Annotated in this window: 12 protein-coding genes; 3 read left to right on the top strand and 9 right to left on the bottom strand. The window is 60.8% G+C overall.

Translation table 11 applies throughout. The annotated features are described in order from the left end of the window. Positions 1-80 precede the first annotated feature (80 nt). From FBZ99_RS22175 to FBZ99_RS22160, 4 genes are all read right to left on the bottom strand, one after another. Complete coding sequence (locus tag FBZ99_RS22175; RefSeq protein ID WP_145634839.1) at positions 81-677, bottom strand: SCO family protein; 597 nt, start codon at positions 675-677, stop codon at positions 81-83. After that, positions 667-1,146: a copper chaperone PCu(A)C gene (locus FBZ99_RS22170; RefSeq protein WP_145634835.1), complete on the bottom strand. Its 480-nt coding sequence runs from the start codon at positions 1,144-1,146 to the stop codon at positions 667-669. Before FBZ99_RS22170 ends, FBZ99_RS22175 begins: the two co-directional genes overlap by 11 nt. A gap of 64 nt (positions 1,147-1,210) precedes the next feature. After that, the gene (locus tag FBZ99_RS22165; protein ID WP_145634832.1) at positions 1,211-2,584 is read right to left on the bottom strand and encodes a PepSY-associated TM helix domain-containing protein; all 1,374 of its coding nucleotides are present in this window, start codon (positions 2,582-2,584) and stop codon (positions 1,211-1,213) included. Between the two features lie 221 nt (positions 2,585-2,805). Beyond that, a complete protein-coding gene (locus FBZ99_RS22160) occupies positions 2,806-3,210 on the bottom strand; it encodes a hypothetical protein (RefSeq protein WP_173004571.1) in 405 nt (134 codons plus the stop codon). A gap of 215 nt (positions 3,211-3,425) precedes the next feature. On the opposite strand from FBZ99_RS22160, the gene FBZ99_RS22155 reads away from it, so the two are divergent. Next, positions 3,426-4,520, top strand: coding sequence for a GGDEF domain-containing protein (locus FBZ99_RS22155; RefSeq protein ID WP_113329465.1), 1,095 nt, complete (start codon positions 3,426-3,428; stop codon positions 4,518-4,520). Positions 4,521-4,680: 160 nt separating this feature from the next. Here FBZ99_RS22155 and FBZ99_RS22150 read toward each other — a convergent pair whose 3' ends face one another. From FBZ99_RS22150 to FBZ99_RS22135, 4 genes are read right to left on the bottom strand one after another with little or no spacing between them, the layout of a single operon-like run. Further along, entirely contained in the window at positions 4,681-5,802 is a 1,122-nt protein-coding gene (locus FBZ99_RS22150; protein WP_113350749.1) for an ABC transporter permease, read from the bottom strand. A gap of 2 nt (positions 5,803-5,804) precedes the next feature. Further along, positions 5,805-6,956, bottom strand: a complete 1,152-nt coding sequence (locus FBZ99_RS22145; protein ID WP_113350750.1) for an ABC transporter permease — start codon at positions 6,954-6,956, stop codon at positions 5,805-5,807. After that, the gene (locus FBZ99_RS22140) at positions 6,953-8,713 is read right to left on the bottom strand and encodes an ATP-binding cassette domain-containing protein (protein WP_113350751.1); all 1,761 of its coding nucleotides are present in this window, start codon (positions 8,711-8,713) and stop codon (positions 6,953-6,955) included. The genes FBZ99_RS22145 and FBZ99_RS22140 overlap by 4 nt, the downstream gene beginning before the upstream one ends. A 12-nt stretch (positions 8,714-8,725) precedes the next feature. After that, positions 8,726-9,736 (bottom strand): efflux RND transporter periplasmic adaptor subunit, encoded by a 1,011-nt coding sequence (locus FBZ99_RS22135; RefSeq protein WP_113350752.1) that lies wholly within the window; start codon positions 9,734-9,736, stop codon positions 8,726-8,728. A 133-nt stretch (positions 9,737-9,869) separates the two neighbouring features. On the opposite strand from FBZ99_RS22135, the gene FBZ99_RS22130 reads away from it, so the two are divergent. Next, entirely contained in the window at positions 9,870-10,571 is a 702-nt protein-coding gene (locus FBZ99_RS22130; protein WP_113350753.1) for a TetR/AcrR family transcriptional regulator, read from the top strand. Between the two features lie 30 nt (positions 10,572-10,601). Here the strand turns inward: FBZ99_RS22130 and FBZ99_RS22125 are convergent, their stop codons facing one another. Beyond that, positions 10,602-11,930 (bottom strand): DUF882 domain-containing protein, encoded by a 1,329-nt coding sequence (locus FBZ99_RS22125; RefSeq protein WP_246661169.1) that lies wholly within the window; start codon positions 11,928-11,930, stop codon positions 10,602-10,604. Positions 11,931-12,369: 439 nt separating this feature from the next. On the opposite strand from FBZ99_RS22125, the gene FBZ99_RS22120 reads away from it, so the two are divergent. Continuing rightward, positions 12,370-14,937 (top strand): LuxR C-terminal-related transcriptional regulator, encoded by a 2,568-nt coding sequence (locus tag FBZ99_RS22120; RefSeq protein WP_246661168.1) that lies wholly within the window; start codon positions 12,370-12,372, stop codon positions 14,935-14,937. Positions 14,938-14,950 lie beyond the last annotated feature (13 nt).

Raw genomic sequence — 14,950 nt, 5'->3', positions numbered from 1 at the left:
ATCGCTCGATCGCCGATATCCGCTACGGGCAGAGCCGGACGGAATTTCGATTTTCCCGATGGTGCTTACGCGCCACGGAATTAATCCTGCCGCAGCAGATTTCGGATCTTCTGCAGCGCGACATCGTTGTTTTCCTGATAGGCGATGGTGCCCCTGAGATTGCCGCCGGCATCGACGAGCAGCACGGAGGCGGTATGATCCATGGTGTATCCACCGTCCGGGCTCGGCACTTTCTTGGCATAGATGCGCCAGCCCTTGATGGCCTTCTGCATTTCGGTGGGATCACCCGTGATCCCGGTGATGCGGTCGGTAAAATTGCCCGTGTAGCTATGCATGATCTCCGGCGTGTCGCGCTCCGGGTCGACGGTGAAGAAATAGGCTTTCAGCCCATCGGCCTGCGGTCCGAGCGTCTTGAACCAGCCCGCCATGTCGTAGAGCGTTGTCGGGCAGACGTCGGGGCAATGCGTATAGCCGAAATAGACGAGCGAGGGATGGCCCGACAGGGCCTTTTCGGTGATGGGCTCACCGCGATCGTCCGTGAGCGTGAAGGCTGTGCTGTGACTGCCCGTGGCCTGCACCTCAGGAACCATGAGGAACGTCGCGTAGCCGATCACACCCGCACCGGCGGCAAGCGTAAGGGCGACGGCGGTTGCAACGAAACGTCGTCTATTTGACATGGGCCGTCTCCTTGTTCGCCACTATCGATCCCACAGGGAAATCGACGTCGACCGAGCCGGCCTTTTCGAATTTGAGCGTTGCCCTCACCGTCTGGCCCTGAAGGAAGGGCTCGGCAACCTTCATGAACATGACGTGATAGCCGCCGGGTTTGAGTTCGACGGTCTGGCCCGCCGGTATCGGCAGGCCGCCGGCAAGCTCGCGCATGATCATGACGTCGTTGTCCATCTTCATCTCGTGAATCTGGACTGTCGCGGCGCGCGGTGAACTCGCAGCCACCAGCCGGTCGTCGGTGCCGCCCGTATTCGTGATGGTCATATAACCGCCACCGACGGGAGCTCCCGGCACCATGGCGCGAGCATAGGGCGCGGAAATGGTGAGGTTGCCGATTTTGACATCCTCGGCAAAGACGAGGGAGGAAGACAGGAATGCCAGCCCGAAAGCGGCAAGGGCAAAAATCTGTTTCAGCATGATCGATATCCTTGATCCGGAAAAGAAGTGGGCAGGCGAAGCCTTTGGGCTCCGCCCGATCTCGTCAGGAAAAGAAACGCCGGAGCGGCGGCACGAAACGAACCACGAACTGGTCGAGGAGCAGCATCGCGACGATGGCGGCTCCCGTCAGCGGGAAGGCCACCCCGAAGACAATGGCGATGAGCCAGAGGCCGACATAGACGGACTTCTGCGGCGGCATCGGCGGCACGCCGAGACGGCCCGATGGCCTTCGCTTCCACCACATGGTCGCAGCCGTCACGCAGCAAAGAACGATGGCAAGACAGGCGGCCAGCATCAGAAGCTGGTTGAAAAGGCCCCATTCCTGTCCCTGATGGACGTTGATGCCCCATTCGATCGCCTTGCCGAGCGCCGGATACTGGTCATAGGAAATGTCGACGAGCGGCTTGCCGGAATATTGATCGATGTGGATGGTGCGTTCCTTGCCGAGGTCGCCGAAATAGTGACTTGCGGTATAGACGCCGGTTTCATCCGTTGGGATGGCAAGATCGGAACCGGCGACCATGCCCAGGCCGTGCATGATGTGGACGGCCTTGTTCAGGCCGATCGGCCTTGACGATTGCACCGCCGCGATATCGGAAAGCGGAACAGGCGCATTCTCGACCACCCAGCCGGCGCGGCTGACAATATCCTGTGTGACCTTCGTCGATTTCGGCACCTCGTCCCACACCGCAGCCGGTGTTCCGAGATTATTCGCCGTCAGCCAGGCATTGACATTGGCGCCCCAGTAACCGGACCATGGCATGCCGCTGAAGGCCAGGAAGAAGATGAGGATGCCGGCAAGGGCCCCCGTCACGGCATGCAGGTCGCGCCAGAAGACGCGCCGGGACGGATTGCCGCGAACCGTGAGCACGCCGCCGCTCTGCTGTCGCGGCCACCACAGATAGATGCCGGTCACCACGAGAACGAGGGCAAAGCCCGCGACGATCTCGATGAGGCGATTGGTCCATGTCCCGAAATATTCGAGGCTGTGGATACGCTTGACCACCCAGCCGAATTCCTGCTTCGAGCCGACCGACCCCAGAATGCTGCCGTCATAAGGGTTGACGTAGACGATGGTTGACTGGCCGCCCTTGGATACGGTTATCCAGGCCGAGCGGTTCGGTGCCGACGCTTCGTGATAGGAGGTTGCGCGGGTGCCGGGAAAGGCTGCGAGTGCCGCATCGGCGATCTGCTGTGGCTGCAGCATCGTGCCGGTCTCGGCAACGAGGTAGCGATGCGAATAGAAAGTGTCGTCGATCTGGTCCTTGAACAGGTAGAGCGAGCCGGTGATCGCCAGATTGAGCATGAAGGGAATGACGAGAAGGCCAGCGAAAAAATGCCAGCGCCAGATCGCGCGATAGAGCGAGACATTATGGGTTGCTGCGGCTGCAGGCTCTGCAGCGGTAAAGGCAGACATGAAATCCTCCGAAGATCGGCAGGCTGCCACGATCAATCTGGGGAGGGGTGGCGATGGTTCGCCATTCGAGGTGAGCTTGCTTCACTTGGGCAGCCGGACCAATCGGCCCCGTCTTCCTCGGCAAAGTACAGTCAGGAACACCAATCCTCAGATTTTACGACCAAAGGGTCGCGATGCGGCAGCGTTGACGGCGGGCGTCACGGCGAGGCCGCAACGCCGGTTCAGCCAACGGTGTCAAGGAGGGGAGGCGCTCTCGGTCCTGTATTCGGCGGATAAAGCTGGCGGTGAAAAGCCTCCGATCTTGCGATGACGGTCTCTCCGCGCGCGGAGGCAAGGCGCTCGCAAATGTCGGTCGGAGGTGTGGGCAGCATCGCAGCGGACGCGATCCGGCATGCCTCGCATCCAGGCGCATAGGCTTTCCCATGTACCTTGCCGTCGGCATCCTTATAGGTGATGCAGAGGACGGGCAGTGATCCGTCTGGAAGCCTGTATTGCGCAAGCTCGATCGGGGATATTTCGTCCGCGGTTGCGACGATCGATTGATGGGCGAAGCCGACGAGCAACAGCGCAACGGCGCAAAGAATGCGCGTGCTCCACTGTCCTATACGCGAAATTGTCTTCCGCATGCTTGTCCCCACCACCGCATTCGCGGATAAGGTCCCAGTCATAGGGCAGGCCTATCACAAGCGCAATGCGTCAATTCGTGCCGTGATCCTGCCGCACTGCCGATCGATGAGAAGCATATAAACTATTTTTAGAGATCGCATGGTATCTCGTAAGGACTTCGACCATGCCGCCACAGCTCATCCATTGCGGCGCGTAGCGAAGACTGGGAATAGCCATGGAAATCGAAACACATTTGATCTCGCTAATACGTGTCCTCGGCCAGGTGGCGATCATTGTCTATGCCTATTCCTGGGTCATCCGTATCGTCGAGCGCGGCGCTTTGAAATCCGTGGCCGTCGGGCTGCTGTTCGGGCTGGTCGGCATCCTGTCCATGGGCGATCCCATCCAATGGATGCCAGGTGTGATCCAGGATGGCCGGTCGATCCTCCTTGTTCTTACGCCGATCTATGGTGGCCTTCTAGGAACCATTGTCGCTGCGGTGATGATGGCCCTGTTTCGGTTCATGGTGGGCGGCATGGGCGCCGTGGTCGGCGTTGCCGGCATCGTGATTGTTGCGGCCGTGGGCTATGCGCTCAGTCTGCTGCCGCGACAATGGACTGGCACGGGATGGAGGCGATCGGCCCTGTTCGGTCTGGCGACCTGCTCATCCATTGTGGTTGTCTTCCTTTTGCCGTGGGCGGTTGCGCACGCCCTGCTCCTCTCGGCGACACTTCCGGTGACGATCGTCAATATCCTCGGCGTCATGCTGCTGTCAGACCTGCTGCAGCGGGAGCAATATCGCATCGGCATACAGCGTGCGCTGGAGAATGAAGCGAGCCTCGACCCACTCACAAGGCTGCCCAACCGCCGCGTGCTGCAGCGCGAAGGCGATCGATGCAGCAAAGAAGCGGGTACGCGGCGCATCCCTTTCTCGATTATCATGCTCGATATCGATCATTTCAAGAAGATCAACGACAGCTGGGGCCATTCCTTCGGCGACACCGTTCTGGCTCGGCTGGCCGATGTTATCAGGCAAACCGTGCGCAAGACCGATATTGCGGCCCGCTATGGCGGCGAGGAGATCGTCGTGTTGCTGCCGAACACGGATATGAGGGCTGCGGCTGCCGTCGCGGAGAAAATTCGCAAGGACATCGAGGGCACAAGCCTGATGTTTGAGCAGGAAGCCGTCCATGTCACCGTTAGCATCGGTATTGCTTGCTCCCTTGAGCCGACGACGGATTTCAAGCATGTGCTCGAGGCTGCCGATAAGGCACTCTATCGAGCGAAGGCGAGTGGAAGAAATCGGGTTGAACTGGCAGAGGCCGCATAGGCCGGCTGTCATTCTTCGGCGATGAGCACGGCATGCTTTCCCGCACTTCCCGGCAACTCGCATGCGCGAGGATCTGCGGTAGGAAGCATCCCGGCAGACAATGCATGAGTTCGCCGCCCTCGATCCCCTCGGAGCGATCGCGGGAAAAACGCGATGTGGTTCAGTTCAAGCGGTGGCGGAACATCCAGGCGGCAACCGGCATCGTCGCGGCGGCGATGGCGACGAGTGCCAGCATATCCGGAAACAGCGCGTCGATGCCGGCACCTTCGAGATAGACGCCGCGCGTGATGCTGATCGCGTATTTCAGCGGATTGATCATCGTCGCATATTGCAGGACTTCCGGCATGTTGTCGGTCGGCGACATCAGACCGGAGAGCAGCATGAACGGCATCAGGAAGACGAAGCAGAGGATCATCGCCTGCTGCATGTTGGCGGCAATCGACGATAGGAATAGCCCGAAGCCGATGGCCGCGGCAAGGAAGAGGCTGAGCCCGAGATAAAGCGTCAGGAACGAACCGGCAAACGGGATACGAAACCAGAACAAGGCCACCAGCAGGATCGTCGATGCCTGGGTAATGCCGACGATCATCGAGGGAACGGCCTTGCCGATCATGATTTCGGTCGGCGTGAACGGTGCCACAAGCAACTGATCGAAAGTGCCTTCCTCGCGTTCGCGCGCAACGGACATGGCCGTCAGCATCATCGTCATCAGCATGGTGATGGTCCCGATGAGCGAGGGGACCATGCTCCATCGCGTTTCCAGTTGCGGGTTATACCATGCCCGCGTCGTGACCCTCATGCTGCTGTTGGAACTCCCCTTTTGCGCCAGCCAGTCGGAGGTGAAGTCGCTGACGATCGTGTTGGCATAGCCTTGCGCAATGCCGCTGGTGTTGGAATTCCTGCCATCCGCGACGACCTGCACCGTGCCCGTGGTGCCGGCTTCCAATTGTCGTTCGAAATCGCGCTCGATGACGATGATGAGTACGGCTTGCTTGGTATCGAGCAAGCGGATGGCCTGTCCGGTCTGCGTCAGTGTCGCCACCCTTTCGAAAATGCCCGATCCCTCGAGCTTTGCTACGAGGTTTCTCGATGTCGTCGTCCTGTCCTGGTCGACGAGCGCATAGGGAACATGATTGAGATCGTAGGTGGCGGCGTAACCGAAGATCAGGCATTGCAGGATCGGCGGCACGACAAGGCTTGCCCGGCTTCTCGGGTCCTTCAGGATAACGAGAAGTTCCTTGCGGATCAGGGTCAGGATGCGCAGAAGCGATGCGATCAACATGGCTATGCGATCCTCTTGCGGGTCATGCGCACGGCAAGGGCCAAAAGTGCTGTCGCCATGCCGGCAAGCACTGCGGCATTGGGCAGGATGACGCTCCAGATATTGCCGGCGAGAAACAGGGTTTGCAGCAGGGTAACGAAATATCGGCCGGGGAAGATGTAGGTGATGATCTGCACGGCCCAAGGCATGCTCCTCGGATCGAACATGAAACCGGAAAGCATCATGGCTGGCAGGAAGGTCACGAGAACTGTGACCTGGCTGGCAATGAACTGGCTCTTCGTGATTGAGGATATGGCAAGGCCGAGTCCCAGCGCGACGAGAAGATAGAGCATGGATACGACGGTCAGGACCAGCAAGGATCCGCGAAGCGGCACGCCAAAGAGAAGCCGGCTGCCGACGACGCAGAGCGCAAGGCCCGCAAGCCCCAGAAGAAAATAGGGGACGGTCTTGCCGAGCAGGATCTCCGTCGAGCGCACCGGCGTTACGAACAGCGCTTCAAAGGTGCCGCGCTCCCATTCCCGCGCCATGACGAGGGCGGTCAGCAGCGCGCCGATCAGCGTCATAACGAGGACGACGAGACCAGGGACGAGGAAATAGCTGCTGTCATTGGCCTCGTTGAACCACAGGCGGGATTCGATCGTGACGCCGCTGCCGCCGGCCGTCCCTTTGCGCGAGGTTTCCTTGGCGGCCCAGACGCCAACGGCCGCTTCGGCATAGCTCAGCGAGATGCGCGCCGTATTGGCATCGCTGCCGTTGACGACGGCCTGAACTTCGCCACCGCCTTGAGCAACCTTCCGCGAGAAATCCGAGGGAATGCGCAGGATCGCCCGCACTTCGGAGGATAAGAGCATCCTTTCTGCCTCCGCCATCGTCTTGACGGGCTTCGGGGAGAAGTAGCTTGAGAGCTCGAAGGCCGAAGCGAGGCTGCGCGCCTCGGCTGAATTTTCTTCCATGACGATCGCGACGGGAACGTTCTTGACGTCGAGATTGATGCCGTATCCGAACAAGATCAGCAGGGCCACGGGCATGACGATACCGATCGCAATGCTGCTCGGATCGCGCAGGAGCTGCCAGGTTTCCTTGCGGATGAGGGCGCGAATGCGGCGCAAGGTTGCGCGCAATCCTTGGCCGGAGCTGTCTTTGGACTGGTTCATGCCGCCTGCTCCATTTTCCTATGGCGCTCCTTCTCGACGATCGCAATAAAGGCCTCCTCCATCGTCGCTGCCGCCTCGCCGTGCGCTCCCGCATGAGCCCGGATTTCGACCGGTGTTCCCTCAGCCAGGTTTTTGCCGGCATCGAGAATGATGATCCGGTCGCAATATTCGGCCTCTTCCATGAAATGGGTCGTCACGATGATGGTGACGCCCTGTTCGGAGAGGGCAGTGATCCGTCCCCAGAATTGCCGGCGTGCCAGCGGATCGGCGCCGCTTGTGGCCTCATCGAGGAACAGGATGTCCGGCTCGTGCAGCAGCGCCGCGGCCAACGCCAGTCGTTGCTTGAATCCGCCTGGCAACTGTCCGCTCGGCAGCTTTGAGAACTGGTCGAGTTCGAACTGGCTCTTCAGGGCGACGATCCTGTCCTTTCTGCGCCGGCCACGTAAGCCATAGGCGCTCGCGAAGAATTCCAGATTTTCGTCGACGCTGAGCTGGCCGTAGAGCGAGAATTTCTGCGCGACATAACCCAGCTTTTCTCGTGCCTTCGCACCTGCCGTCAGCAGATTGGAGCCGGCGACCATCAAGGTGCCGCCAGTGGCCGGAAGCAAGCCGCAGAGCATCCGGAACGTCGTGCTCTTTCCTGCGCCATTCGGACCGAGGAGGCCGTAGACCTCACCTTTGCGGACGCTGAAGCTCACATGGTCGACGGCCGTGAAGTCCCCGAATTTGCGGAGGAGGTCGCGCACCTGCACGACCGTTTCATCGCCGTTGCGACGGTCGGACGGCTGGCCGGTGTGCGTCTGGCGCTCGGCGTCGCCGACGACGGCGGAAAACAGCATCATGAAGGCGTCTTCGAACCGGGGCGCGACGCTCTCGGTATCGAGCTCAGTCTCATTCAGCCGCAGCGGCTCGCGCGTCTGCTCCGGCTTGCGCACGATCCGGACGCGGCCGGCTTCCGGCACGGCATCCACAATGCCGGGCAGCGCGAACAAGCGCGCCTGCAGCGATCTAGCCGGCATGTCCTCCGGACCTTGTACCATGAAGCAACAGCCATCGGCCTTTGCCGTAATCTCCGCCGGCGGCCCCTGATCGAGGATTTTGCCCGCATGCATCAGCACGGCATGTTCGCAGCGTTCGGCCTCATCGAGATAGGAGGTTGCCACGATCACCGAAAGCCCGTCCTCCTTGACGAGCTTGAAGACGATCTCCCACAGCTCGCGTCGCGACAGCGGATCGACGCCGACCGTGGGTTCGTCGAGAAGCAGCAGTTCCGGCGCCCGCACCAGCGTGCAGGCAAGGCCGAGCTTCTGCTTCATGCCGCCGGATAATTTTCCCGCCGGCCGCTCCTTGAAGCGACCGAGCTGCGTCATTTCGAAGAGGCGCGGATAGGTCTCGTCACGCTGGGATTGCGTCATGCCATGCAGATCGGCGTAAAGATCGAGGTTCTCCTGAACGCTCAGATCCTCGTAGAGACCGAACTTCTGCGGCATATAGCCGATCCGGTCCTGAACGCGCTGCGGTTCCCTAGCAATATCGACGCCGATCACCTGCAAACTGCCTTCATTCGGCGCGATGAGGCCGCATGCCAGGCGCAGCAATGTCGTCTTGCCGGCACCGTCCGGGCCGACGAGGGCGGTCAGCGCTCCCTTGCGGACCTCCAGCGAGACATCGGCAAGCGCCTCCACCATCTCGCCGGTGTCGCGGCGAAAGGTCTTGCGGACATTCCTTGCTGTGACCGAGAGATCGCCGGCGCTCATGGCATTCCCACTCTATTGCTGCTGTGCGGTTGCGACATTCGCCTGCTCGCCGGGAAGCGGCCGGACGGTTGCCGGCATGCCCAGCCGCAGCGCGTTATCGGGATCGTCCACGAAGACCCTGACTTCATAGACGAGACTTGTGCGCAGCTCTTCCGTCTGCACCGATTTCGGCGTGAACTCCGCAACCGAGGAGATGAAGCCGATCCACCCGGGGATCGCCCGTCCGGGCAGCGAATCCACGCTGACGTTAGCCTTCATACCGGGACGAAGCATTCCAAGCTGTGTTTCCGAGACATAGGCGCGCACCCATTTCGGGCTGATCGTCGCAAGCGAGAATGCCGCTCGCGTGGGTGAGGCCATCTCGCCGGGCTCGATCAGTCTGGACTGCACGATGGCGTCGACCGGCGCTTTCAGTTCGGCATCGGCAAGCTGCTGGTGCAGAAGCGCGACATTGGCTTCCGATGCATGAAGCTGCGCTTCCGCCTCCTGAATGTCCTCGACTCGGGAACCGACGACAAGCAGATCGAGCGCCTTCTGATTGGCGACGACCTTGGCGTCGGCAACGGCGGCGGCAGAGCGCGCCTCATCCAAAGCCTGTTGGCTGACGGCGGCCTTGGGAGCAAGCGTGTTCTGGCGCTCGAACTGGGCGCGGGCATTGACCGCCTCCGCCTTGGCGGATTCGAGATTGGCGCGGGACTGCGCAATCTCTTCCGGACGATTACCGTTCTTGAGGCGCTCAAGATTGGCCCGCTGGCTTGCTGCCTGCGCCTCGGCCTGGGCGACCTGGGGCTGAAGACGGCTCGTATCCAGCCTGGCGACGACCTGGCCTTTCTTGACTTGCGCGCCCTCTTCGACAAGGACTTCGGCGACGCGTTCGCTGCCGTTGAAGGCGAGGGCAAGTTGCCGGAAGTCGATATTTCCATAAAGAACAAGCTCGTTCGAGCCGTTGTCCCGATGGAAATACCACCAGGCTCCGCCCGCGGCGGCGATCAACAGGAGCAAGATGATGATGACGCGCTGCATACTGTATTTGAACTCCAAAGAGATGCCAGCTTTGATGAAACGAACGGTGACAGAGATCGATCCGCGGGACGATTATAACACTTGTCAAATTCAAATTTCAAATTAATATTTGAATTAATAGAAAGCGAAAGCAATGGCCAGAGGCATAAGACGAACGGCGCGATCTCGAGATCGGCAGGACGGGGCTGCCACGCGGATAAGCCTGCTTGAGGCGGGCGGCGCCGTCTTCGCCGAATTCGGCTTCGATCGCGCGACTGCAAAGGAAATCGCCTTGCGTGCGGGAACGAATGCGGCGGCGGTCAACTATCATTTCGGCGGCATCGAGGCCTTGTACGAAGACGTTCTTGCCGAGGCGCATCATCGCCTGATGAGTTACGATGTGCTTGCCCGCACGGTGGGCGCGGACATCGAGCCGAAGGAGAAGCTGCGCCGATTTATCGCGTTGCTGGTCAAAGTGGTGCGAACCGGCAATGAGCACTCATGGCCGGCCAAGGTGATTGTCCGCGAACTGATCGCGCCGACGCCGCACATCGACAAGCTGCGGCGCGAGGAAATCGAGCCCAAGAAAGGCCTGCTGTTCGGCGTCATCGCCCAGATCATCGGCGTGGCGCCGGACCATCCGCTCGTTGCTCAGGCGGCGCTTTCGACGATGGCGCCATGCTTCATGCTGCTGGTAGCCGAAAAGCGCGTGTCCGAGATCATTCCGGCGCTTGGACGGGAAGCGACCACGGATGAGGAGCTAGCAGACCGGCTCTTTCGCTTCACGCTTGGCGGCCTTACCCAGCTCTCCCTGCCAGTACATGCGGCGGCGGGATCACCGGAACAGCCGAGCTGACTCCTGGCAAATCGCGCCTCGGGGAATGCTTCAGCCTTCGAAACCGAAACGTTCGACATCGAAGTCGTCGCCATCGTACGCTTCGGCCTGGGCCTCCGCCATGTCGTCATGCATCGGAATGGGCGCGCTGACGAGGCTCGGGAGCGTCATGTCGACTGCCATGCCCGGCGGTTGCAAGGCCCAGGCGACGATGGCACCGGTCGACATGGCTCCGACGCCGCCGGATACTTCCTGCACGGCAGAGCTCGGCAGCCGCTCCATTGGCTGCATTTTAGCCATGGCGCTATCGGCTGTATTCTTCGCATTGTCCGAAACTACGAGCTTTCCGGCGTCGCTGCGTCCCACGATCAGGCTGGCGAACACAGCGGGAGGGGCGGGTCTCTCCGGTGCGGCCGCCGGGACAACGAGGATGCTGCTGGTCGGCCGCCAAGCCGGCAGCGGAACGGTATATTGCGCAAGATCGGCAAAGGGCTGGCTCTTGTTCTCTTCGGTCACTCGCTTGCCGAGCTGAAGCTCCAGCCCGGTCAGGGCCCGGCTTCTGGGCGTCGGCAGCATGCTGGTGAGAAGGCTACGGTCGGGCGTGTCATTGCGCGACGCTATCGATGACCCGGTGTCGTCGTCGTCATCCATAACGGCTGCGATCCTGCTGCTCATTTGAGATGGCCGCTTTTTGGATTGGGCGACCGCCACATCATAGCCCGGCAGCGGTCTGCCATCTGCCGGCACATGCAGCGTCTGCCCATTCGGGAAAAGCCGCGCGAGTTCCTGGCGCGACATTCTCGGCCAGGCTCGCACCCTGCCGACATCGAGATGCACGAAGGGCGAGCCCGAATTGGGATAGAAGCCCACGCCGCCGATCTGCATCTGCATGGCAATCGCGCGCAGGCTCGCAAGCTTCACGCCGGGAATGTAAAAATCCATCGCCTTGCCGAGCGTATGCTGGCTGTGTTTGGCAACGCCGGAGCTGCGCGAGCGGTTGCGCAGCATGCTGTTGGTCGAGGGAGAGCGGTAGGCCGAGACGACGTGAATGGCCTCGTTGGCGCCGCTGCGGCGATAGACCTCCCAGACGAGATCGAGCAATTCCGGATCGATCCTGGTCGGCTCGTTCTTTCGCCAGTCGCGTAAGAAACGATTGATTTGAGCAAGGCCCCGCGGGTCATATTTGCCGCCGCGTTTGAAGACGATGGTCGCTCTTTCCCCCGTGTGGGTGAAGAAGAGCTTGAGTGCCCGATCCTCGGCCGCCGCGGTGCCGGCAAAAGCACCGAGCGCCAGCATTGCGATCAGCGCCACCCGGCAAGCGACGAATGAGAAAGTCGTGGCGAAAACCGTCGCCGGAATGGAAAAGATCACGTGATGCACGGATACGACTTTCGCCCTTGCTAAGAGAAACAGAAATCAGAGGCGCCGCGTCCGCGGCATCGCTATACCCTCCAATTATGGTCAACAAATCCCTAACGGATCGTTTATAGGTGGAAACGGCAAAATTTTGTCCGTTCGAGCGCATTCATAGGGCGGCGGAAGTCACCTCCAGCCCTGGCGACCCTTATTCCGGAAAGCTTCAGCTGTACCGTTGCAATTTTGTGAGGGCATCAACCAGTGCCTGTAAGGCGCCGTCTTTCGAAAGATGGGGAAAACCCGGCTTTGCAAACGTTTTCGCGTGGGTTGCAAACTGCCGGCCAAGACAGCATCATCCCGCCCCATGAGTGGACAGAATCGATTTGCTCCCCCATCAAGCGGGCAGCAAACAATCAGACGTAGCGACCTGTTGCGGCAGCTCCGGCGGGCCGGACTGCGCCGTTTGACGACCATTGTCGCACCTGCCGGGTATGGCAAGACCTCTCTTGCCGTTCAATGGTACGAGCTGTTGAAGGAGGATGGTGTCAAGCTCTGCTGGGTGTCGCTCGATGCCGAACATACCAATCAGGAAGCCTTTCTGCTCGCGTTGATCGATGCCCTGCAGACGCTGCTTCATGAGGATGGCGCGGATGCCGGCAACCTGCCTGCGGCGGCACTGCTTTCCGTGCTGGCGACGCGCCTGCGCAAGATCGAGGGGCCGCTCGTCGCCTTTCTCGACGACTATCATTTCGCCCAGACGGATGCGACCGAAGCGCTGATGGCGAAGATCCTCGCCGACCTCTCGCTCGAACATGTCAAGCTGGTGCTGGTCAGCCGCAGCCCGCCGCGCTTTCCGCTCTCCGCATTGCGGTTGCGTGGTGAGTTCAAACAGTTCGGTGTTGCCGAGCTTGGCTTTACCGATGCCGAAGCGGGAGAGCTTTTCGCCGGTAAGGGCACTCATCTGACAGAGGAACAGGTGGGTTCCTTCAATCGCCGGACCGAAGGCTGGGCGGTCGCGCTGCAGATGGTGAGCCTGCTCGTATCGGAATCGGAGGAGAGCGACAGCATTCTGGCTTCGTTCGATGGCGGCGGTGCTGATATGGGCTCTTACCTGTCGGAGCAGGTGTTCGAACATCTGCCTGAAGACATACGTGAGTTTCTCATCGGCACGGCCGCCCTTCCGGCCTTCAATCATTCGTTGCTCGAAGCCGTGCTGGAAAGCAGAGAGCAGGCGGATCTCAGCGAGAGGCTGGCTGACTACGCGCTCCCGGTCACATTGCTGGCGGGCCCCGGCAACTGGATGCGATTTCATCCGGTCTTCAACGAGTTCCTGAAGAAGACCGCCAGCCGCAGGGGTATCGATGCCAATCTTGCACTCAATCGTGCAGCCCACTGGTTTGAGGCGCAGGGCGACATAGATCGGGCCGTGCATCATGCGCTTGCGGCGGGCGACGCCAATCTTGCCGCGCGCATCGTCGAAACAGCTGGCGGCTGGCGGCGTGTCTATGCCACCACCCGCGGCGGCGCGACGCTCTTTCAGGCCTTGAGCGGACGCGCCTCGGAAATCGATCTCGTCCGCTTTCCGCTTGCAACACTTGGGCTCTCGATCTTCAACGCCAAGGCGGCGCAGCTTGCTGCGGCCAATCATTATCTTGTCATCGCCGAACGGGCCGCTGCTGCAGACCCGACCTTGGCAAAGGACCTGCGCGTCGTGCGCATCCTTCTGGCGCTTTATACGGATCACTGGGCGACGGCGGCCGATCTTTCCGCACTTGAAGATGATTTGCGGCAGCCGGATGGAATGGAGCTCATTCATCGGGCGCTGGCCCTTAACATGCTTTCCTACAATTTCCTGATCCGCAGCGAGCTCGACCGGGCCTTGCACTACGGGCATCTGGCCATTCGAGCCTTTCGCGACGGCGGCGCCGATTTCGGCGCCATGCACCTTTATACCCATATCGGCCAGGCCTTCTTTCTCTCCGGCGATTGTGCGAGTGCTCTGTCGGCCTACGAAGAGCTGATCTGCGAAGCGCAGACCAATATCGGTCCGGGCAGCGATCTCGATGCCGTCGGCCAGGTGTTGAAGGCCGAGGTTCTGTCGATGCGCGGCGAGGCGGAGCCAGCGGCAGAGATGCTCGGATGGGCGCTGCCTCACCTTGAGCTTCATGATACCTGGTTTGACCTTCTGGCTGCGGGCTTCATGGCCGAGCAACGGATCCTGCGCATGCGCGAGGATTTGCTTTCCGCCCATGCAGCGATGGATCGCATTCGCGCCGTGGCACGGCGACGCGGCTTCGATCGGCTGACGCGACTGATTGACGGCGAGCGTGCCATGCTGCTCATGGCATCGGGCGATCTCGATCAGGCAATCCGGCATGCCGAGGCCAACGGCTTCGGCATGCAGGCAATCGTTTCAGATCGCGCCAATGCGCTGGCCATCCATCTGCGCGGAGCCACGCCGGCGATCTTCTGGACACGCGCCTACCTGGCTCTTGGCGAGAAGGCCAAGGCGCGCGAGGTCTTTGATCAGTTCAGGATGGGTCAGTCGCAACGTCCGCATGTCCCGCGCGCGATCGAGCTTGCTCTCATCGAAATAGGGATCCTTCTTGCGGAAGGCCGCGCGGATCTCGCCGCCGCCAGCCTTTCCGATCTCGTGTTGACGACCCCCCTCGACGACTACCGGGCGCTGCTTCATCTCGATCACTCCGCGGGACTGGGCGAGCTTCGCGCACTCGCCAATCATCCAACTGTCGCAAACGTTCCTCGAAAGCGTCTCCAGTCTCTGCTCATGAGTGGTGAGACGGTGCACGAACCTGCCGCCGATGATGGCGGCTATGCCTTTACCGGCCGGGAACGCATGGTGTTGGAGCTGTTGAGTTCTGGGCTTTCCAATAAGGAAATCGGCCGGAATCTGGCCTTGTCCGACAATACGATCAAGTTTCACCTGCGCAATATCTTTGCCAAGCTCAATGTCTCGACGCGGACTGCGGCCGTGACCGCAGCGCGTCAAAAGGGCATGCTCGATCGCTAACCTACCCGTTCGG

This window comes from Rhizobium sp. ERR 1071 (genome assembly GCF_007828675.1).
Lineage (GTDB): Bacteria > Pseudomonadota > Alphaproteobacteria > Rhizobiales > Rhizobiaceae > Rhizobium > Rhizobium dioscoreae.
The sequence above is the reverse complement of the archived record's forward strand: the minus strand, read 5'-3'. Positions and strand labels throughout refer to the sequence as shown.

Bases quoted from the DNA above. Each gene is read 5' to 3' on its own strand.
- FBZ99_RS22165 (WP_145634832.1), bottom strand. From the start codon at position 2,584: ATGTCTGCCTTTACCGCTGCAGAGCCTGCAGCCGCAGCAACCCATAAT.
- FBZ99_RS22155 (WP_113329465.1), top strand. From the start codon at position 3,426: ATGGAAATCGAAACACATTTGATCTCGCTAATACGTGTCCTCGGCCAG.
- FBZ99_RS22130 (WP_113350753.1), top strand. From the start codon at position 9,870: ATGGCCAGAGGCATAAGACGAACGGCGCGATCTCGAGATCGGCAGGAC.
- FBZ99_RS22160 (WP_173004571.1), bottom strand. From the start codon at position 3,210: ATGCGGAAGACAATTTCGCGTATAGGACAGTGGAGCACGCGCATTCTT.
- FBZ99_RS22150 (WP_113350749.1), bottom strand. From the start codon at position 5,802: ATGTTGATCGCATCGCTTCTGCGCATCCTGACCCTGATCCGCAAGGAA.
- FBZ99_RS22170 (WP_145634835.1), bottom strand. From the start codon at position 1,146: ATGCTGAAACAGATTTTTGCCCTTGCCGCTTTCGGGCTGGCATTCCTG.
- FBZ99_RS22145 (WP_113350750.1), bottom strand. From the start codon at position 6,956: ATGAACCAGTCCAAAGACAGCTCCGGCCAAGGATTGCGCGCAACCTTG.
- FBZ99_RS22175 (WP_145634839.1), bottom strand. From the start codon at position 677: ATGTCAAATAGACGACGTTTCGTTGCAACCGCCGTCGCCCTTACGCTT.
- FBZ99_RS22135 (WP_113350752.1), bottom strand. From the start codon at position 9,736: ATGCAGCGCGTCATCATCATCTTGCTCCTGTTGATCGCCGCCGCGGGC.
- FBZ99_RS22140 (WP_113350751.1), bottom strand. From the start codon at position 8,713: ATGAGCGCCGGCGATCTCTCGGTCACAGCAAGGAATGTCCGCAAGACC.